Genomic DNA, 17,717 nt, shown 5'->3' with positions numbered 1-17,717 from the left:
CACCATGGGTAAAGGATGTTAAAAAGTGTTCACCATGTCCCCGAACACCTGTCTACCATGTCCCCGGACTGTACACCCCAAAGGGGCGAGGGGATTGTTCAGTGCTAGCATTAATTTGTGGGGAACCCTCAGCTCCTGGGGAGAAGGTTAGGGTCTCAGGCCGCACCGAGTTGCATATGGCTACGGGGGGGATTGACTCGCTTCGCTCGCCCTGCGGGCAGCCTGTTCGCTGCGCTCTCAGTCTGTCCAACTGGCTTTCGCCAGTTGTCGAACCCCGGTCGGGGGTTCTCATCCCCCCCCCCCTTACGGAGAATATAAAAGAAAAAAGCCCGTACTTTCGTACGAGCTCTTATCTCAAATATGGCGGTGAGGGGGGGATTCGAACCCCCGATACGTTGCCGTATACACACTTTCCAGGCGTGCTCCTTCAGCCACTCGGACACCTCACCATATTGTTTTGCTGCCTGACCGCTTGGGGGGCAACGGGGCGCTACTATAGGGAGTTGCGCGAAAGCGGTCAAGCAGATTTTCTGCATTCGTGCTTGTTCGGTTAAGCCTTAATCAGCTTATGACGCACAGCGCAGGATTAACGCTGCGAATCGAGCACTTCGCTGTTTTTCACCACCTCCTGCGCTTTGCCGTAGCTTTCGATCAGCAGCTGGTAGGCCGGGAAGATGTGGGTGTATACCTCAGCCCATTCAGCCGCATCTTCACGGTTCCAGGTTCGCTGGATCTCAGAGGCCACAGCGGCGGTATCCATCGGCACCACGCCTGCCTGGACCACGCGGGCCAGGGTGATCTCCTGCGCCATTTTGCTGTAGGTGCCGGAGGCATCAATCACCGCAAACACTTTATATCCGTCCGCCACCGCACTGATGGACGGGAAGGCCATGCAGACGCTGGTGATCGTGCCTGCAATAATTAACGTCTTGCGACCGGTAGCTTTTACCGCCGCCACGAATTCCGGGTTATCCCAGGCGTTGATCTCACCTTTGCGGGCCACATACTGCGCATGCGGCGCGTTGGCGTGGATCTCCGGGATAAGCGGGCCGTTCGGTCCCTGTGGAACGGAGGCGGTGGTGATCACCGGGATCTTCGCCAGCGTGGCGATCTTTGCCAGCGCCGCGGCACGGGCGCGCAGCTCCGGCATGGGCATGTCGCCGACGGTCTGGAACAGCCCGCTCTGGTGGTCGATAAGCAGCATGACGGCATCATTTACGTCAATGACGGGACGTGCACCGTTGAAGTTTGCAGGGGTAGACATATTGCGCTCCTTAATTACGTTCAGATCTGGCCAAAGCGGCCGGAGTTGAAATCACGAATGGCTTCCGCGATCTCGGTTTTACTGTTCATCACAAACGGGCCGTAGCCCACAATCGGTTCATTCAGCGGCTCACCGGCCATCAGCAGCAATTTCGCGTCGCTGTTCGCTTCCAGATGCAGCTTTTCACCGCTCTGACTTAGCACAACCAGCTGCGCTTCACCCGCTGGCGTGGTGCCGTTCACCGTTACGCTGCCCTCAAGTACCACCAGCGCCGTGCTCCAGCCTTCGGGCTGGTTGAGCGTCAGATGGCTGCCCTGGTTAAGCGCGATGTCCCAGACGTTCAGCGGTGAGAAGGTATGGGCCGGGCCCGTCACGTCCTCAAGGCGACCGGCGATGACCCGCAGCGTGCCGCTGTTATCCGGCAGCGTGACCACCGGGATATCCGCTTTGGTGATGCTCTGGTAGCCGGGCGTCGCCATTTTGTCTTTGGCGGGCAGGTTGACCCATAGCTGCATCATTTTTAGTTCACCGCCTTTCTGCGCGAAGGCGCTGGAGTGGAACTCCTCGTGCAGGATGCCTGCGCCCGCCGTCATCCACTGCACGTCGCCGGGGCCAATAACGCCGCCCCTGCCGGTGGAGTCGCGATGCTCCACTTCGCCGGCGTAAACGATGGTCACCGTTTCAAAGCCGCGATGAGGATGCTCGCCCACGCCGCGTTTCGCGCCGTCCGCCGGGAAGGTGTACGGTCCGGCATAGTCCAGCAGCAGAAACGGGCTCAGCGGCTCGCCGTGCGTCTGGTAAGAAAACATTGAACGAACCGGGAAACCGTCACCGACCCAGTGCGGACGCGGTGCGGTATAAACGCCTGTTACGTTTTTCATGATGAACTCCTGATGTTCAGTTGATGTAATTAGCTTATATTCAGGGTTAATATCCCGGTAGATAGTGAAAATGACATTCACTGTTCTGAATATGGAACGATGAGGGCGTATGCAGGATCTCAATGATTTCGCGTGGTTTGTGAAGGTGGTGGACCATGGTGGATTTGCGGCGGCGGGTCGGGCGCTCGATCAGCCCAAGTCAAAACTGAGCCGCCGGATTGCCCAGCTGGAAGAGCGCCTTGGCGTGCGGTTGATCCAGCGCACCACCCGGCAGTTTACGGTGACGGAAGTGGGGCTGACGTTCTATCAGCACTGTAAAGCCATGCTGGTAGAGGCCGAAGCTGCGGAAGAGGCGGTGGCGGCGTTGCAGGCCGAGCCACGCGGCGTGGTCAGGATCACCTGTCCGGTCACCTTGCTGCACGTGCACGTGGGGCCCATGCTGGCGCGGTTCATGGCGCGCTATCCGGGGATCAATCTTCAGCTTGAGGCCACCAACCGACGGGTCGATCTGGTGGGCGAGGGTATTGACGTGGCGATCCGCGTTCGTCCACGTCCGTTTGATGACAGCGACCTGGTGTTAAGAGTGCTGGCAGACAGGGGACACTGCCTGGTGGCGAGCCCTGCGCTGATTGAGCGGATGGGTCACCCTGCCGTGCCCTCTGAGCTGAGCGAGTGGCCGGGTTTGAGCATGGGGGTGGGAAAGCAGCTGCACAGATGGGAGCTGAGCGGGCCGGAGGGAGCGAAAGCCGCGATTCATTACACGCCGCGCTTTATTACCACCGACATGCTGGCGCTGCGTGAAGCGGCGATGGCGGGGGTGGGCGTGGTGCAGCTGCCTATTTTGATGGTCAAGGATCAGCTGGCATCCGGGGAACTGGTAAGGGTGCTGGACGCATGGGAACCCCGACGGGAAGTGATTCACGCTGTTTATCCTTCCAGGCGAGGTTTGCTGCCGTCCGTCAGAACGCTGGTGGATTTTCTTACTGAAGAGTATGCGCGGATGGTGGAGGAGTAACGATCCCCTCGCCCTTCGGGCAGATTCCTCGCAGGTTCGTCATCTGTCCAACTGGCTGCGCCAGTTGTCGAACCCCGGTCGGGGGTTCTCATCCCCCCCTTACGAGAATATAAAAGAAAAAAGCCCGTACTTTCGTACGAGCTCTTATCTCAAATATGGCGGTGAGGGGGGGATTCGAACCCCCGATACGTTGCCGTATACACACTTTCCAGGCGTGCTCCTTCAGCCACTCGGACACCTCACCATATTGTCATCCCGTTGTTGCTGGGACGGGCGCTAATGTAAGGAAAAGCCGAACTGCCGTCAACCCACTTTTTCAGTAATTTAGCGCGTTTAGACAAACTTCAGGCAACATGATTCTTAAATGTGCTGAAAGCGTCTTTTTTATCAACAACACGGTCGCGCAAGAAATTTGCTATGCTGACCGTCCAGTTAAAAAGCAAAATAAATCAGCGCAATAAAAGGCAGGATTGACTATGGATATACTCTTCTATCACCCCACTTTTGATACGGCTTACTGGATTAAGGCACTTTCTGCGGCACTGCCGGGCGCTCGCGTTCGTGAGTGGAAGCGGGGCGATAACGAACATGCTGACTACGCGCTGGTCTGGCATCCGCCGGTAGAAATGCTCCAGGGCCGTAAGCTAAAGGCCGTGTTCGCGCTTGGAGCCGGCGTGGATTCCATTCTGAGCAAGCTGAAAGCACACCCTGAAATGCTGCCGGAAGATATTCCTCTGTTCCGCCTGGAAGATACCGGTATGGGCCAGCAAATGCAGGAATATGCCGTCAGCCAGGTGCTGCACTGGTTCCGCCGCTTTGATGACTATCAGGCGCTTAAGCAGCAATCCCGCTGGGAGCCGTTGCCTGAATATCCGCGCGAAGCGTTTACCGTTGGTATCCTCGGCGCGGGCGTGCTGGGTTCGAAAGTGGCTGAAGCGCTCGCGCCGTGGGGCTTCCCGTTGCGCTGCTGGAGCCGCAGCCGTAAAGACTATCCGGGCGTTGAGAGCTTTGCCGGAACGGATGAGCTTCCGGCCTTCCTGAACGGCACGCGTGTGCTGATTAACCTGCTGCCCAATACGGCGGAAACGGTGGGGATTATCAATGAAGGCCTGCTCAACCAGCTGGACGACCAGAGCTACCTGATGAACCTGGCGCGCGGCGTGCATCTGGTCGAGCCGGATCTGCTGAAGGCGCTGGATAGCGGGAAGCTTAAAGGCGCCATGCTGGATGTCTACAGCCGTGAGCCGCTGCCGGAGGAAAGCCCGCTGTGGCGACACCCGCGCGTGGCAATGACTCCGCACGTTGCCGCCGTGACGCGACCTGCCGAGGCGGTGGCCTATATCTCGCACACGATCGGTGAAATAGAGAAGGGTAACCCGGTCACCGGACAGGTCGACCGACAGCGCGGCTACTGAGAGAAACCCGGCGTTCGCCGGGTTTTTGCTAATATTCGCCGCTGATAACTGCTATCCTTTGGAAAAAACGCAGAGGAGAGAAAGATGTATCCCGTTGACCTGCATATGCACACCGTCGCCAGCACCCACGCGTATAGCAACCTCCATGATTATATTGCCCAGGCGAAGCTTAAGGGCATCAAGCTGTTCGCGATAACCGATCACGGCCCGGATATGGCGGATGCGCCGCACTACTGGCATTTTGTGAATATGCGTATCTGGCCACGTCTGGTGGACGGCATTGGGATACTGCGCGGCATTGAGGCGAACATCAAAAACACCGACGGTGAAATTGACTGTACCGGCCCGATGCTGACCTCCTTAGATCTGATCCTTGCCGGTTTCCATGAGCCGGTTTTCCCGCCGCAGGATAAAGAGACCAATACCGCGGCGATGATTGCCACTATTGCCAGCGGCAATGTGCACATCATCAGCCATCCGGGCAATCCGAAATACCCGATTGATATTCAGGCCGTGGCGCAGGCCGCGGCGAAACACCGCGTGGCGCTGGAGATTAATAACTCCTCGTTCGTGCACTCGCGTAAAGGCAGTGAAGCCAACTGTCGCGAAGTGGCTGCCGCCGTGCGTGATGCGGGTGGCATGGTGGCGCTGGGCTCTGATTCGCACACGGCCTTCACGCTGGGGGATTTTAGCGAGTGCCTGAAAATATTGCAGGATGTGGATTTCCCGGAAGAACGCATCCTGAACGTCACGCCGCGTCGTATGCTTGATTTCCTCGAGTCGCGCGGCATGGCGCCGATTGATGAATTTGCCGATCTTTAATTGAATAACGGAATAAAACAATGAATGAATTTTCCATCCTTTGCCGCGTGCTGGGCTCCCTGTATTACCGCCAGCCGCAGGACCCGCTGCTGGTGCCGCTGTTTACGCTGATTCGCGAAGGTAAACTGGCGCAGAACTGGCCGCTGGAACAGGATGAGTTACTGGAGCGCCTGCAGAAAAGCTGCGATATGCAGCAGATCTCAACGGACTACAATGCTCTGTTCGTGGGCGAAGAGTGCCGCGTGTCGCCGTATCGCTCCGCCTGGCAGGAAGGAGCGACCGAAGCGGAAGTGCGGGCATTCCTTTCAGAACGCGGGATGCCGCTGAGCGATACCCCAGCCGATCATATCGGTACGCTGCTGCTGGCCGCGTCCTGGATCGAAGACAACGCTGGCGACGATGAAAATGAAGCCATCGGGATCCTCTTCGAAACCTATCTGCTGCCGTGGGTGGGGACCTTCCTGGGTAAAGTGGAAGCTCATGCCACCTCTCCGTTCTGGCGAACGCTGGCCCCGCTGACGCGTGACGCCATTGCAGCAATGTGGGATGAACTGGAAGAAGAGAACGAGGAGTGATGTAAATCACAAAAATCCTGCAACGATACATTTCAACTTGCACGTAATGTGCTTCTGATCTCATTTCTATGGCGCGCTTCTGCTAAGATGCGCGCCATGAACATATTACTTTGTATTGCAATCACGACGGGCATCCTCTCCGGTATTTGGGGATGGGTAGCGGTGTCTCTCGGTCTGTTAAGCTGGGCTGGCTTCCTGGGCTGCACGGCCTATTTCGCCTGTCCTCAGGGCGGGCTGAAAGGGCTCTTTATCTCAGGCTGCACGCTGATGAGCGGCGTTATCTGGGCGCTGGTCATCATGAAAGGCAGCGCGCTGGCGCCGCATCTGGAGATGCTGGGGTACGTCATGACGGGTGTCGTCGCCTTCCTGATGTGCATCCAGGCGAAGCATCTGCTGCTGTCGTTTGTGCCGGGAACCTTTATGGGGGCCTGCGCAACCTTTGCCGGGCAGGGGGAGTGGAAGCTGGTGGTTCCTTCCCTGGCGCTGGGGCTGCTGTTTGGCTACGCCATGAAGAACAGCGGTCTTTGGCTGGCGGCGCGACGGGAAAAAACGCAAAACATCACCGCGGTGAGTGAATAAAAAAAAGGCGAGATACTCATCTCGCCTTTTTTTATGCGCTGCCCGTCAGGATTCCGGAGGCACCGACATATCACGGTATTTCACCAGGATCGGATTCTGCACGTCCGCTTTGTTTTGCAGATCCCACAGCCCGCGATCGATACCATCGTTGATTAAGAAGATCACGCCGGTTTCAATGGCTGACATCAGACACATCATGACCGGTTCGTTAGAGGTGTAGCCAATTTCTCCCTCCAGCAGGCGCTGGTAATCAATAAAGCGGAATACCCCAGCCTGAACTTCATAAGACAATATCGTTTTGCTGGTGTTGACCGAAGAGAGCACTTCACCGGTACTGACGTTCACGACGCGCAGGTTAACCGCAATTTGGTCGAGCTGGTACTGGGTATCTGCGCCGATACCGAAGTAGCGCGCGCCCACGCCACCCGATTTCACGTTGCTCTCGTAACCGATAATCGACCCTTCAATCATCACGTTTGCGGCGGCCAGAGACTGCAGAGGCATCCGGTTATTGTCCGCAACGGTGCCATTCTCCTGCGCGGCACGAATGATTTTTCGTTCATTTAACAGGTTCTGAAGCCCCTGGCGTTCCAGCGGAATAAACCAGTGCGAATCTTTAAGTGCAGTCACCAGCATGGCGGTGGCGCTTTGCGGCACCGCGGTGGAGAAGTTACTTGCCGGATAAGGTTTAAATTGTCCGGTTTCATCCTGAATGTTGTATACCGAGACAAATATCTTGCCCGTAGGTGAAGGCAAATGGGTTAAATCACGGTAACTTTGAGCCCGCGGCATTAATGTGGGTTTTGCAGCTTCTTTAGGCGGAGCAGTTAAACAACCGCTCAATAAGCACACTGCAACAAATATCAGGAAGCGCTGCATGGTCGTTGTCCTTATTTAGCTATTGTTTAAAAGTCAGTTGAATTATTTTGCAGGCCGGAAACCTCTATGGTGGAAGTTTTTCCGGTTTTACGATCGGTCACATTCAACTGGAGCTGTCCATCCCTGTTGGCGATGTCGACGATAAAGTCGTTGGTCATCATTCGGCCGGGTTTGCCGGTATTAATGTTGGTCAGCAATCCCCCTAAAATCTGCGACTGGATAGCCTGGGTGAAGTTATCCAGTGCGGAAGGGGTATCAACGGTAAAATCCTGAAAGCTCGGATCTTTATAGGAGTTTTGTGCCTGAGCTTGATTCAGCAGAAAGGCACCGTTGTTGGGGTTACCGCCAAAGTTAGGGTTACGGAACTGGAAGGTCATATTTCCGGCCCAGCTCAGGGGAGCAATAAGCATGATCGAAACAACTGCATATGCAATACGCATGACAGCCTCCGCATATCGGTTCGCTAGAACTCATCTTTTGCTAAATCGCTGGTGCTTAATAGGGCTTTATCTATTTGCAGGCGATTAATAGCGTCTTCAGTTTGAGCCAGTGCTAAGGCTACGTTTTTTTCGAAGTCTGTTTTCGAGGGGAATAAAAACGTTTGATAAATAACGTCCTGATTGGCCGTTATGGTTATCCAGCTTCCCCATCGTGCACTGGGCCGCTCGTTGATTGTTAAATTACCCGTGTAGGGACTGTCCCATTTATCGCTGAAGGCCCGGTAAAAACTGTGCCCGATCGATGAGACAGTGTGGTCAGTTAACAATCCGGGAACTTCGACCTCAACGGCCTGCAGGTTCCCTGCAGCGAGCAGGAGACTCGCTGCGGCGATCCAACTCAACGTGCGCTTCATGTGATTAACGCCTGAGGTTATCGTTTGCCCATGAAACCGCCTGAGTTCGGTTTTTAACAGCTATCTTCTTGAAAAGATTATAAAGGTGCGTCTTTACCGTATTTTCGCTGATAAATAACGAACGGGCGATTTCAATATTTGAAGCACCAATGCGTAATTTGTTCAGGATCTCTTTCTCACGGTGGGTGAGCAGCGCTGATTCCGAACTGTTATAGCGGTAATTTCCGGAGTGCGTGATGAGGTAGCTGGCCAGCTTTTGCGAGAAATAGCATTCGCCGCGCAATATGCCTTGCAGACCATCTACCACCCGAACCTCTTCTTCAGTGACGTAGAACACGCCATTGATATGCGGCCAGCTTTCAATATCTCGGAAAGGATATTCATCAGGCGTATTCAATAATAATACGCGGATATTATTGTTTTTCCTGCTTAAGTTATCTTGCCAGTAATGGATAAGCTTTTTATCGGCTTCCATCATATCAAACAGAATGATGCTGCCAGGCACAATATCATCAAAAGAACGTTGAATATTATGCAATTTCCCGTTCAGTGATAGAGATTGCTTTAAATGTTGTAATAAAGCTGTCGCTTGCAGAGAAGGTTTTGTGATCAACAGTAATGTATGACCATGTAAACTATGGACTTCATTATACATGATGAAACCCCACTTATTTTTGGCACCTGACAGCCGCCCTCTCTCTAAAGAAGAGGGCACCAGAAGTACTGACAGATGTTGCACTGCTGTGTGTAGAATCAGAACATAACCTCCACAGGGAGGTAAATATAAAACCAATTTCGTACATCTAATTTCAATCTAGCTTTTACGAATTTTAAAGCAAGTGTTAATCATGTAACAAGATGTAAAAATCAATATTAATTTGTGAAAATTGCAGATTTTTAATGTTGTTATTTGATATGAAAGTTGTACATGGAAATAGTTGTGCATAGATTTTAAAAATCATACAAATATAATTAACTGGTTAATATTTATAAGTATTTATTATTTTCTTTAGTTTGTACCCAGGTATGAGTAACTGATACTTTCTAAGTCATGCCGTTCTGGTTTTTCTGGCTTAAGAAAACTCGCCTTGTGTCACGCCCTGAAGAAAATCTCATCCTGGCGTTACGCTTAAACAACGCGGGAAGGGGCATGGACGGCTTTCGCGCCGTTGTACAACATGTCGCGCATAAATATTTCATAAAAAATAAAAACGGCCTGTGTCATGCCTTTTATGGTGCAAATTACAACTTTGTGGTGACCTGAAAAATAAAAATAAGCCGCGCGGGTGAGATATTTAAAATGTTTCAGCGGACATACTCTTCACCGTAACGACGCGTTAACAAAAACGAGTCGTTTAATACGAAATACGATCAGGGTGTTTTCAGGTAGCCGGGTCCAGGGTGACAACATGAAAAACACATCGTTATTTTTGATGTTTACATTACTGGGTGCGCCTGGATTTGTAACCGCCGCGAATTCAGATTTAGCAAACGCTGAATATAATTTTGCGGTTAATGAATTAAGTTATTCATCATTAAATCAGGCAGCCATTATTGGTCAACAGGGCGTATTTAATGACGCTCAGCTTCGCCAGGAAGGAGCGAAACTCTTGTCCGTCATTTCTCAGGATGGGGCAGGCAACAGAGCGAGAGTTGATCAATCAGGGACTTACAATATTGCCTGGATCGATCAGAGCGGTAACGGGAACGATGCAGGTATTACGCAGGATGGATATGGTAATAGTGCGAAAATTATCCAGAAAGGGTCGGGTAATAGAGCAAATATTACGCAGTACGGTACGCAGAAAACCGCAGTTGTAGTGCAGAAACAGTCGCAGATGGCAATTCGCGTTATTCAGCGCTAGCTATTTCGCGACGACGTTAATCAATCCGATGGGGGTTTACCATGAAATTTATCAAAGTGGCAGCACTTGCAGCAATCGTCGTTTCTGGTAGTGCTATGGCTGGTATCATTAATCAGGGCGGATGGGGTCATGGACACGGTCATGGCGGAAACAGTGGTCCAAATTCAACCCTGAATATTTATCAGAACGGTGGCGGTAACTCCGCGCTGGCGTTGCAGACAGATGCCAGAAATTCCGTTCTTAATATTAGCCAGACCGGTGGCGGTAACGGGGCTGATGTCGGTCAGGGTTCTGACGACAGCAAAATCAACCTGACCCAGAACGGCTTTGGCAACAGTGCGACACTCGATCAGTGGAACAGCAAAAAATCCGTTATGAATGTTAGCCAGTACGGCGGCCTTAACGGTGCGCTCGTAGACCAGACGGCGTCTAACTCCACCGTCAACGTTACCCAGATCGGCTTTGGTAACCACGCGACAGCGCATCAGTACTGATACTGAAATCTGTACTACAAAAAAACAGGGCCGATGCCCTGTTTTTTTTCGGGAGTTCCTCATGAATACCTTCATTCTCCTTGCCGCGCTTTCCGGGCAGATAACCTTTCAAACGTCACAGCAGGGAAATATGACGACCATTATTCCGCAGGTCATTTTGACGGAACCGTGTGATTGTCAGGTCCAGATCCTCTCTTTGAAGGAAGGGCAGAGTGGGCAAAGTGCTTCGCGACAGCAAAATACCCTTTTTATTCCCGCTAATCAGCCGATTGATTTAACGCGGTTGAGTTTAACTATTTCTGCGGAAGACACGATCAACATCGTTGTCACCGTCACGGATGGAAAAGCGCTTCATTTATCACAGCAGTGGTCGCCAGCCGGGGGTGCGCTGTAAATATTCATGAAATCAATGCATTGTGAATATTTGCCGTTGAACTAAGCTGTTATCAGGAACTGCGTTGTAAGGTTCCGTAACGTCAGCCTTCGTTTGCATAATGAAGCGCGTTTGCCCCTCATGGACGATTTTCATTGAGGAGTACATATCGTGACCCACTCTTTTGCACATCTTATTTCAGGTCTGGGCCTGCTTGTTTCGGCATTTATCGCTCCAGCTTATTCGGCCACGCTCGCGCAGGGCGGCGTTATTCACTTTCGCGGCGCAATCGTTGCTGACCCTTGCGAAGTTACCCAGCAGCAGCGGCAGCTGGCGGTGTCGTGTCCGGAAAAAAATCGTATGCAAACGCGTATGGTGAGTTACGGCGACGCGCTGAACGGCAAGGCGACGGCTTCCGGCCTGGCGACAGTGAATATGACGTACCTGAATCCTGAAAAAACGCTCGCGGTTGTTCAGATCCAGTACCGTTAATACCCGTGCGCGCCCGTCGGCGGGCGCGGTTTTATGCCTATCGTTTTTCTCAATAACCCCTCTGCGATACACTTATAAAAAAGGCGGGCAGCAGAGGGGCTTTATGAAACCGCAAATTGAAGTTATTCATGGCGATATTACGACAGTTCATGTCGACGTCATCGTCAATGCGGCCAATCCTTCCCTGATGGGGGGAGGAGGCGTAGACGGCGCTATTCACCGGGCTGCCGGACCGCAGTTACTGGAAGCCTGTAAAATCGTGCGTCAGCAACAGGGTGAATGCCCTCTGGGCCATGCGGTGATTACGCTGGCAGGCAACCTTCCTGCCAAAGCGGTGATTCATGCTGTCGGGCCCGTGTGGCACGGCGGAGACCAGCATGAAGCGAGCCTTCTGGAGGAGGCATACCGAAACTGTCTGCGGCTTGCCGCCGACAACGGCTATAAAACGATGGCGTTCCCGGCCATCAGCACCGGCGTGTATGGATATCCTAAGGCGGCAGCGGCGACCATCGCCGTCGAAACGGTTTACCGCTATTTGTCGCTTAAACCGCTGCCAGAGAAGGTGATTTTTGTCTGCTTCGATGAAGACACCACGCATCTTTATCAGCGGCTTTTGACTCAGCGCAGACAAGAGCTGGAGAGCTGAAGCGAAGGCGGCGCACCGTGAGTGCGCCGCGCTGCTCAGGCGGCTTTCGGCTGAGGTTTTCCTGAAAACAGGAAGCGCAGAAGAGGGATCCGCAGATGGATCTCGTAGAGTACGACGGCAATCCCCACAACAAACACCAGCCCGGTAAAGAAGCCCAGCGTGTTGGATGCGATATGTGGCGTGATGTATGCCCCGAAGAACAGCGTCAACGGGTGGTGCACCAGATAGATAAACAGTGAGGCATTGACGAAGTAGGTCACGCGGCTGGACTTAAAGTTCAGCAAACGGTGGCCGAGCGCGAACACTACGTTCACCATCCACAAGCCCAACAGCATGGTGATCACGCTTTCCGTTTCATACATCCAGGCGTCGCCACTCCCGTAGCGCTGGTTCAGCAGGTAGGCCGCAAACGCGATGGCCGCACCCACCGCGCACCACGGTGACGGGGTGGTAAACAGCGCTTTAAGCCTCGGATGAATAAAGGCCAGCGCGCCAATTAAAAAGAACGGAATGTAGAACAGCGACTGCATCACCACAAAATTGAACAGGCCGTCGCTCAGTATTGGTGGATAGACGATAAACAACGTGCGTCGCACCGCGGCATAGGCGATCCCCAGCAGTAAAAAGAGCACCGACAGTTTGCCCAGCGTGACGTTAGCGAAGAAAGAGTCTGCTGTCGTGCTGAGATGACGGCGCAGGCGGCTGAAAATCACCAGACTGACTGTGGTCAGCACCACCAGAACCAGCAGGAACCAGAGGTGAGACACCAGCTCCCAGACCAGCGTGTTGTACTTTTCATACAGCGAGAGATTCGGCCAGTTCTCCGCCTTGCCTTTAACGTATTGCAGCATAATGAACTGCGGCAGCGTCAGCAGTGGTATGGCGGTTAACATGGGAATACCTACGCGCTCTACGCGCACTTTCCACCAGCGCTTAAGCGGATAGCGTAAAAAAAGCATGTACGAGAAATAGCCGGAGATGACAAAAAACACCTGCATGCGGAAGGCGTGAATAAAGTCATTAAACAGCGTCAGCCACCAGGAGGGCATCTGGCTATTAACATGCCACGTGTGGCTGGAGTAAATCAGTGAAATATGAAAGGGGATCCCCAATAGCATCAGCCATGCCCGGATCGAGTCGAGGAAATATTCCCGTTGTATCGGTGTTGTGCTCATATAACGTTGCGCATTCTCAGACTTTTCGCCTTATCCCTAAGGCTCATAATGGTTACATTCGACGCCAACCCTACACCAAGACCGACACACTGTCTCCAGGATAAGCACGCAAAGTGAATAACGGGTTCTTTCATTTGCTTAATCCATGAGCCAGCAGCTGAACAAAGCAGTGATTATGTTGTCGGATTGCCTGAGTTTCCATTAAAATGGATCGGATCGATATAAGCACACAAAGGGGGAAGTGCTTACTTATTATGAAACATAAACCACAGATGATGAAAATGCGTTGGTTGGGTGTTGCGGTGGTGTTATCACTGTATACCTCATCGGCACTGGCCTTTAACATCGACGATGTCGCAAAACAGGCAAAATCGATGGCAGGCAAGAGCTACGAAGCGCCGAAAAGTAACCTGCCCTCCGTTTTCCGCGACATGAAGTATGCGGACTATCAGCAGATCCAGTTCAACCACGATAAAGCGTACTGGAACAACGTTAAAACCCCGTTCAAGCTTGAATTTTATCATCAGGGTATGTACTTCGACACGCCTGTTGCCATCAATGAAGTGACGGCGACCGCGGTACGTAAGATCAAGTACAGCCCGGATTACTTCAATTTTGGCAATGTGCAGCACGACAAAGATACGGTGAAAGACCTGGGCTTCGCAGGCTTCAAGGTGCTTTACCCGATCAACAGCAAAGATAAAAACGACGAAATCGTTAGCATGCTTGGCGCCAGCTACTTCCGCGTGATTGGCGCGGGGCAGGTGTACGGGCTTTCTGCGCGCGGTCTGGCTATTGATACCGCGCTGCCATCAGGTGAAGAGTTCCCGCGTTTCCGCGAGTTCTGGATTGAGCGTCCAAAACCAACGGACAAACGTCTGACTATTTATGCGCTGCTGGATTCCCCACGCGCAACCGGTGCCTATCGCTTTGTGATTATGCCAGGTCGTGACACGGTCGTTGACGTGCAGTCTAAGGTTTACCTGCGTGACAAAGTGGGCAAACTGGGCGTCGCTCCGCTGACCAGTATGTTCCTGTTTGGGCCGAACCAGCCGTCACCGGCAACCAACTTCCGCCCGGAACTGCATGACTCCAACGGTCTGTCTATTCATGCCGGTAACGGTGAGTGGATCTGGCGTCCGCTGAATAACCCGAAACATCTGGCAGTCAGCAGCTTTGCGATGGAAAACCCGCAGGGCTTTGGCCTGCTGCAACGTGGCCGTCAGTTCTCTCGCTTTGAAGATCTCGACGACCGCTATGACCTGCGTCCAAGCGCCTGGGTTACGCCGAAAGGCGACTGGGGTAAAGGCAAGGTAGAGCTGGTTGAAATTCCAACCAACGACGAAACCAACGATAACATTGTCGCATACTGGACGCCGGATCAGCTGCCGGAAGCCGGTAAAGAGATGAACTTCAAGTACACCATTACCTTCAGCCGCGACGAAGATAAGCTGCATGCGCCGGATAACGCGTATGTGACGCAGACTCGCCGCTCTACGGGTGACGTGAAGCAGTCTAACCTGATCCGTCAGCCTGACGGTACGGTAGCGTTTGTCGTGGACTTCACCGGCCAGGATATGAAGAAACTGTCTCCTGATACTGCGGTGTCGGCCCAGGCCAGCATCGGTGACAACGGTGAAATCGTAGAGAACACCGTGCGTTACAACCCGGTAACCAAAGGCTGGCGTCTGACCCTGCGCGTGAAAGTGAAAGATCCGAAACAGACCACTGAAATGCGTGCTGCGCTGGTCAGTGAAGATCAGCCGCTGAGTGAAACCTGGAGCTACCAGCTACCTGCCAATGAATAATACATCTGAATATATTGATGCCATGCCGCTGACGGATATCGAAAAAGCGGCGCTGCCTAAGAGCGACATCCGCGCGGTTCATACCGCGCTGGATGGCGAACATCGTCAGTTTTCCCGTGATGATGATACGCCGCTGGGGTCAGTCAAGGCGCGTCTGGAGCAGGCCTGGCCGGACTCGCTGGCAGAAGGGCAGTTGATTAAAGACGACGAAGGACGCGATCAGCTTCAGGCGATGCCGAAAGCGACGCGTTCCTCAATGTTCCCCGATCCATGGCGCACCAACCCGGTTGGCCGCTTCTGGGATCGCCTGCGCGGGCGTGACGTCACGCCGCGCTATCTGTCGCGCCTGACGAAAGAAGAGCAGGCCTCCGAACAGAAATGGCGTACCGTGGGGACAATTCGCCGTTATATCCTGCTGCTTCTGACGCTGGCGCAGACGGTTGTCGCGACCTGGTATATGAAAACCATTCTGCCTTACCAGGGCTGGGCGTTTATCAACCCGACAGACATGATGGGCCAGGATCTCTGGGTCTCCTTCATGCAGCTGCTGCCGTATATCCTGCAGAGCGGCATTCTCCTGCTGTTCGCGGTCCTCTTCTGCTGGGTCTCGGCCGGTTTCTGGACCGCGCTGATGGGCTTCCTGCAGCTGCTGATGGGACGGGACAAGTACAGCATTTCGGCGTCAACGGTCGGGGATGAACCCCTCAATCCCGAGCACCGTACCGCACTGATTATGCCTATCTGTAACGAAGACGTTGACCGCGTATTTGCGGGGCTGCGTGCAACCTGGGAGTCCGTAAAGGCAACCGGTAATGCGGCGCATTTCGACGTTTACATCCTGAGCGACAGTTACAACCCGGATATCTGCGTGGCAGAACAAAAAGCCTGGATGGAGCTGATTGCAGAAGTGCAGGGCGAAGGACAGATCTTCTACCGCCGCCGCCGCCGTCGCGTGAAGCGTAAAAGCGGCAACATCGATGACTTCTGCCGCCGCTGGGGTAACCAGTACAGCTACATGGTCGTGCTGGATGCTGACTCCGTCATGAGCGGTGACTGCCTGAGCGGTCTGGTGCGTCTGATGGAAGCCAACCCGAACGCGGGGATCATTCAGTCTTCGCCAAAAGCATCCGGCATGGACACCCTGTACGCGCGCTGCCAGCAGTTCGCCACCCGTGTTTACGGCCCGCTGTTTACCGCCGGTCTGCACTTCTGGCAGTTGGGTGAGTCGCACTACTGGGGCCACAACGCCATTATCCGCGTGAAGCCGTTCATCGAACACTGTGCGCTGGCGCCGCTGCCGGGCGAGGGTTCGTTTGCCGGTTCGATTCTGTCGCATGACTTCGTGGAAGCGGCGCTGATGCGTCGTGCGGGCTGGGGCGTCTGGATTGCCTACGACCTGCCGGGATCGTACGAAGAGCTGCCGCCGAACCTGCTGGACGAGCTCAAGCGCGACCGCCGCTGGTGTCACGGTAACCTGATGAACTTCCGCCTGTTCCTCGTAAAAGGGATGCACCCGGTTCACCGTGCGGTGTTCCTGACGGGTGTAATGTCTTATCTCTCCGCACCGCTGTGGTTTATGTTCCTCGCGCTCTCCACTGCGCTGCAGGTCGTCCATGCCCTGACGGAGCCGCAATACTTCCTGCAACCGCGCCAGCTGTTCCCGGTGTGGCCGCAGTGGCGTCCGGAGCTGGCGATTGCGCTGTTTGCTTCCACCATGGTGCTGCTGTTCCTGCCTAAGCTGCTCAGTATCATCCTGATCTGGTGCAAAGGCTCGAAAGAGTACGGCGGATTCTTCCGCGTCACCCTTTCGCTGCTGCTGGAAGTGCTGTTCTCCGTGCTGCTGGCGCCGGTGCGTATGCTGTTCCACACCGTGTTTGTGGTCAGCGCGTTCCTGGGCTGGGAAGTGGTCTGGAACTCACCGCAGCGTGATGACGACTCCACGCCGTGGAGTGAAGCCTTCATGCGTCACGGGTCTCAGCTGCTGCTGGGCCTGGTGTGGGCGGCCGGAATGGCCTGGCTGGATCTGCGCTTCCTGTTCTGGCTGGCGCCGATTGTCTTCTCGCTGATCCTGTCGCCGTTTGTGTCCGTGATCTCCAGCCGTTCAACGGTAGGGCTGCGTACCAAACGCTGGAAACTGTTCCTGATCCCGGAAGAGTATTCTCCGCCGCAGGTGCTGGTGGATACCGATACCTATCTGGAGCAGAACCGTAACCGCACGCTGGACGATGGCTTTATGCACGCCGTGTTTAATCCGTCATTCAACGCTCTGGCGACGGCAATGGCCACCGCGCGCCACCGCGCAAGCCAGGTTCTGGAGATTGCACGCGATCGTCACGTTGAGCAGGCGCTTAACGAGACCCCGGAAAAACTCAATCGCGACCGTCGTCTGGTGCTGCTGAGCGATCCGGTCACGATGGCAAGGCTTCACTATCGCGTATGGTCCGCTCCGGAGAAGTACTCTTCGTGGGTGAACTACTACAAAGAGCTGAAGCTGAACCCGCTGGCGCTGAAGGCGAAGTAAGCGGTTAAGCAAGGCGGGTAAGCAAAGCGCCACCCGCCAGATAAAATACCGGCTGTGAGG

19 protein-coding genes and 2 tRNA genes are annotated in these 17,717 nt (G+C 54.0%); 12 read left to right on the top strand and 9 right to left on the bottom strand.

Annotated features, from left to right (window positions below):
- Nucleotides 1-361: 361 nt before the first annotated feature.
- The 3 genes from IM299_RS18610 to IM299_RS18600 form a co-directional block, all read right to left on the bottom strand.
- Nucleotides 362-449 (bottom strand) — tRNA-Ser (locus tag IM299_RS18610).
- A gap of 137 nt (nucleotides 450-586) precedes the next feature.
- The gene (locus tag IM299_RS18605) at nucleotides 587-1,264 is read right to left on the bottom strand and encodes an isochorismatase family protein (protein WP_025755865.1); all 678 of its coding nucleotides are present in this window, start codon (nucleotides 1,262-1,264) and stop codon (nucleotides 587-589) included.
- Nucleotides 1,265-1,284: 20 nt separating this feature from the next.
- The gene (locus IM299_RS18600) at nucleotides 1,285-2,145 is read right to left on the bottom strand and encodes a pirin family protein (RefSeq protein ID WP_045261663.1); all 861 of its coding nucleotides are present in this window, start codon (nucleotides 2,143-2,145) and stop codon (nucleotides 1,285-1,287) included.
- A gap of 109 nt (nucleotides 2,146-2,254) precedes the next feature.
- On the opposite strand from IM299_RS18600, the gene IM299_RS18595 reads away from it, so the two are divergent.
- Complete coding sequence (locus tag IM299_RS18595; protein WP_048957843.1) at nucleotides 2,255-3,160, top strand: LysR family transcriptional regulator; 906 nt, start codon at nucleotides 2,255-2,257, stop codon at nucleotides 3,158-3,160.
- 156 nt (nucleotides 3,161-3,316) lie between these two features.
- Here IM299_RS18595 and IM299_RS18590 read toward each other — a convergent pair.
- Nucleotides 3,317-3,404 (bottom strand) — tRNA-Ser (locus IM299_RS18590).
- A gap of 232 nt (nucleotides 3,405-3,636) precedes the next feature.
- Between IM299_RS18590 and ghrA the strand changes: the two genes are divergently transcribed.
- The 4 genes from ghrA (at nucleotide 3,637) to IM299_RS18570 (ending at nucleotide 6,551) form a co-directional block, all read left to right on the top strand.
- Entirely contained in the window at nucleotides 3,637-4,575 is a 939-nt protein-coding gene (gene ghrA / locus IM299_RS18585; protein ID WP_028012670.1) for a glyoxylate/hydroxypyruvate reductase GhrA, read from the top strand.
- Between the two features lie 84 nt (nucleotides 4,576-4,659).
- Nucleotides 4,660-5,397: a phosphatase gene (locus tag IM299_RS18580; RefSeq protein WP_028012671.1), complete on the top strand. Its 738-nt coding sequence runs from the start codon at nucleotides 4,660-4,662 to the stop codon at nucleotides 5,395-5,397.
- 20 nt (nucleotides 5,398-5,417) lie between these two features.
- A complete protein-coding gene (locus tag IM299_RS18575; RefSeq protein ID WP_045630075.1) occupies nucleotides 5,418-5,972 on the top strand; it encodes a molecular chaperone in 555 nt (184 codons plus the stop codon).
- Between the two features lie 96 nt (nucleotides 5,973-6,068).
- Nucleotides 6,069-6,551, top strand: a complete 483-nt coding sequence (locus IM299_RS18570) for a DUF1097 domain-containing protein (protein ID WP_075206204.1) — start codon at nucleotides 6,069-6,071, stop codon at nucleotides 6,549-6,551.
- Nucleotides 6,552-6,596: 45 nt separating this feature from the next.
- Here the strand turns inward: IM299_RS18570 and csgG are convergent, their stop codons facing one another.
- From csgG to csgD, 4 genes are read right to left on the bottom strand one after another with little or no spacing between them, the layout of a single operon-like run.
- Nucleotides 6,597-7,430, bottom strand: a complete 834-nt coding sequence (gene csgG, locus IM299_RS18565; RefSeq protein WP_028012674.1) for a curli production assembly/transport protein CsgG — start codon at nucleotides 7,428-7,430, stop codon at nucleotides 6,597-6,599.
- A gap of 26 nt (nucleotides 7,431-7,456) precedes the next feature.
- On the bottom strand, nucleotides 7,457-7,870 hold the full coding sequence (csgF, locus tag IM299_RS18560; protein ID WP_028012675.1) for a curli production assembly/transport protein CsgF: 414 nt from the start codon (nucleotides 7,868-7,870) through the stop codon (nucleotides 7,457-7,459).
- Between the two features lie 23 nt (nucleotides 7,871-7,893).
- Nucleotides 7,894-8,283 (bottom strand): curli production assembly/transport protein CsgE, encoded by a 390-nt coding sequence (gene csgE / locus IM299_RS18555; protein ID WP_028012676.1) that lies wholly within the window; start codon nucleotides 8,281-8,283, stop codon nucleotides 7,894-7,896.
- A 4-nt stretch (nucleotides 8,284-8,287) separates the two neighbouring features.
- Nucleotides 8,288-8,938 (bottom strand): biofilm master transcriptional regulator CsgD, encoded by a 651-nt coding sequence (gene csgD, locus IM299_RS18550; protein ID WP_045630077.1) that lies wholly within the window; start codon nucleotides 8,936-8,938, stop codon nucleotides 8,288-8,290.
- A 754-nt stretch (nucleotides 8,939-9,692) separates the two neighbouring features.
- On the opposite strand from csgD, the gene csgB reads away from it, so the two are divergent.
- The 5 genes from csgB (at nucleotide 9,693) to ymdB (ending at nucleotide 12,153) form a co-directional block, all read left to right on the top strand.
- The gene (csgB, locus tag IM299_RS18545) at nucleotides 9,693-10,148 is read left to right on the top strand and encodes a curli minor subunit CsgB (protein ID WP_163333835.1); all 456 of its coding nucleotides are present in this window, start codon (nucleotides 9,693-9,695) and stop codon (nucleotides 10,146-10,148) included.
- 41 nt (nucleotides 10,149-10,189) lie between these two features.
- On the top strand, nucleotides 10,190-10,642 hold the full coding sequence (gene csgA, locus IM299_RS18540) for a curli major subunit CsgA (RefSeq protein WP_193050303.1): 453 nt from the start codon (nucleotides 10,190-10,192) through the stop codon (nucleotides 10,640-10,642).
- Between the two features lie 61 nt (nucleotides 10,643-10,703).
- The gene (gene csgC, locus IM299_RS18535) at nucleotides 10,704-11,036 is read left to right on the top strand and encodes a curli assembly chaperone CsgC (RefSeq protein WP_041910536.1); all 333 of its coding nucleotides are present in this window, start codon (nucleotides 10,704-10,706) and stop codon (nucleotides 11,034-11,036) included.
- Between the two features lie 150 nt (nucleotides 11,037-11,186).
- Nucleotides 11,187-11,507, top strand: a complete 321-nt coding sequence (locus IM299_RS18530; protein ID WP_045261657.1) for a type 1 fimbrial protein — start codon at nucleotides 11,187-11,189, stop codon at nucleotides 11,505-11,507.
- Nucleotides 11,508-11,610: 103 nt separating this feature from the next.
- Entirely contained in the window at nucleotides 11,611-12,153 is a 543-nt protein-coding gene (gene ymdB, locus IM299_RS18525) for an O-acetyl-ADP-ribose deacetylase (protein ID WP_193357922.1), read from the top strand.
- Between the two features lie 35 nt (nucleotides 12,154-12,188).
- Here the strand turns inward: ymdB and mdoC are convergent, their stop codons facing one another.
- Entirely contained in the window at nucleotides 12,189-13,328 is a 1,140-nt protein-coding gene (mdoC, locus tag IM299_RS18520; protein ID WP_041910534.1) for a glucans biosynthesis protein MdoC, read from the bottom strand.
- A 254-nt stretch (nucleotides 13,329-13,582) separates the two neighbouring features.
- On the opposite strand from mdoC, the gene mdoG reads away from it, so the two are divergent.
- Together mdoG and mdoH are read left to right on the top strand one after the other, a co-directional pair.
- Nucleotides 13,583-15,136 carry a glucans biosynthesis protein MdoG gene (gene mdoG / locus IM299_RS18515; RefSeq protein ID WP_028012685.1) on the top strand — a complete coding sequence of 518 codons (1,554 nt, stop codon included), beginning with the start codon at nucleotides 13,583-13,585 and terminating at the stop codon, nucleotides 15,134-15,136.
- A complete protein-coding gene (gene mdoH, locus IM299_RS18510; RefSeq protein WP_041910533.1) occupies nucleotides 15,129-17,657 on the top strand; it encodes a glucans biosynthesis glucosyltransferase MdoH in 2,529 nt (842 codons plus the stop codon). The genes mdoG and mdoH overlap by 8 nt, the downstream gene beginning before the upstream one ends.
- Nucleotides 17,658-17,717 lie beyond the last annotated feature (60 nt).

The organism is Enterobacter cloacae complex sp. P47BA, from assembly GCF_014930485.1.
GTDB lineage: Bacteria > Pseudomonadota > Gammaproteobacteria > Enterobacterales > Enterobacteriaceae > Enterobacter > Enterobacter bugandensis.
Note: the sequence above shows the minus strand (reverse complement) of the source record. Positions and strands in the feature narration are given on the sequence as shown.

Coding starts and splice junctions, on each gene's coding strand:
- IM299_RS18605 (WP_025755865.1), bottom strand. CDS start 1,264: ATGTCTACCCCTGCAAACTTCAACGGTGCACGTCCCGTCATTGACGTA.
- IM299_RS18600 (WP_045261663.1), bottom strand. CDS start 2,145: ATGAAAAACGTAACAGGCGTTTATACCGCACCGCGTCCGCACTGGGTC.
- IM299_RS18595 (WP_048957843.1), top strand. CDS start 2,255: ATGCAGGATCTCAATGATTTCGCGTGGTTTGTGAAGGTGGTGGACCAT.
- ghrA (WP_028012670.1), top strand. CDS start 3,637: ATGGATATACTCTTCTATCACCCCACTTTTGATACGGCTTACTGGATT.
- IM299_RS18580 (WP_028012671.1), top strand. CDS start 4,660: ATGTATCCCGTTGACCTGCATATGCACACCGTCGCCAGCACCCACGCG.
- IM299_RS18575 (WP_045630075.1), top strand. CDS start 5,418: ATGAATGAATTTTCCATCCTTTGCCGCGTGCTGGGCTCCCTGTATTAC.
- IM299_RS18570 (WP_075206204.1), top strand. CDS start 6,069: ATGAACATATTACTTTGTATTGCAATCACGACGGGCATCCTCTCCGGT.
- csgG (WP_028012674.1), bottom strand. CDS start 7,430: ATGCAGCGCTTCCTGATATTTGTTGCAGTGTGCTTATTGAGCGGTTGT.
- csgF (WP_028012675.1), bottom strand. CDS start 7,870: ATGCGTATTGCATATGCAGTTGTTTCGATCATGCTTATTGCTCCCCTG.
- csgE (WP_028012676.1), bottom strand. CDS start 8,283: ATGAAGCGCACGTTGAGTTGGATCGCCGCAGCGAGTCTCCTGCTCGCT.
- csgD (WP_045630077.1), bottom strand. CDS start 8,938: ATGTATAATGAAGTCCATAGTTTACATGGTCATACATTACTGTTGATC.
- csgB (WP_163333835.1), top strand. CDS start 9,693: ATGAAAAACACATCGTTATTTTTGATGTTTACATTACTGGGTGCGCCT.
- csgA (WP_193050303.1), top strand. CDS start 10,190: ATGAAATTTATCAAAGTGGCAGCACTTGCAGCAATCGTCGTTTCTGGT.
- csgC (WP_041910536.1), top strand. CDS start 10,704: ATGAATACCTTCATTCTCCTTGCCGCGCTTTCCGGGCAGATAACCTTT.
- ymdB (WP_193357922.1), top strand. CDS start 11,611: ATGAAACCGCAAATTGAAGTTATTCATGGCGATATTACGACAGTTCAT.
- mdoC (WP_041910534.1), bottom strand. CDS start 13,328: ATGAGCACAACACCGATACAACGGGAATATTTCCTCGACTCGATCCGG.
- mdoG (WP_028012685.1), top strand. CDS start 13,583: ATGAAACATAAACCACAGATGATGAAAATGCGTTGGTTGGGTGTTGCG.
- mdoH (WP_041910533.1), top strand. CDS start 15,129: ATGAATAATACATCTGAATATATTGATGCCATGCCGCTGACGGATATC.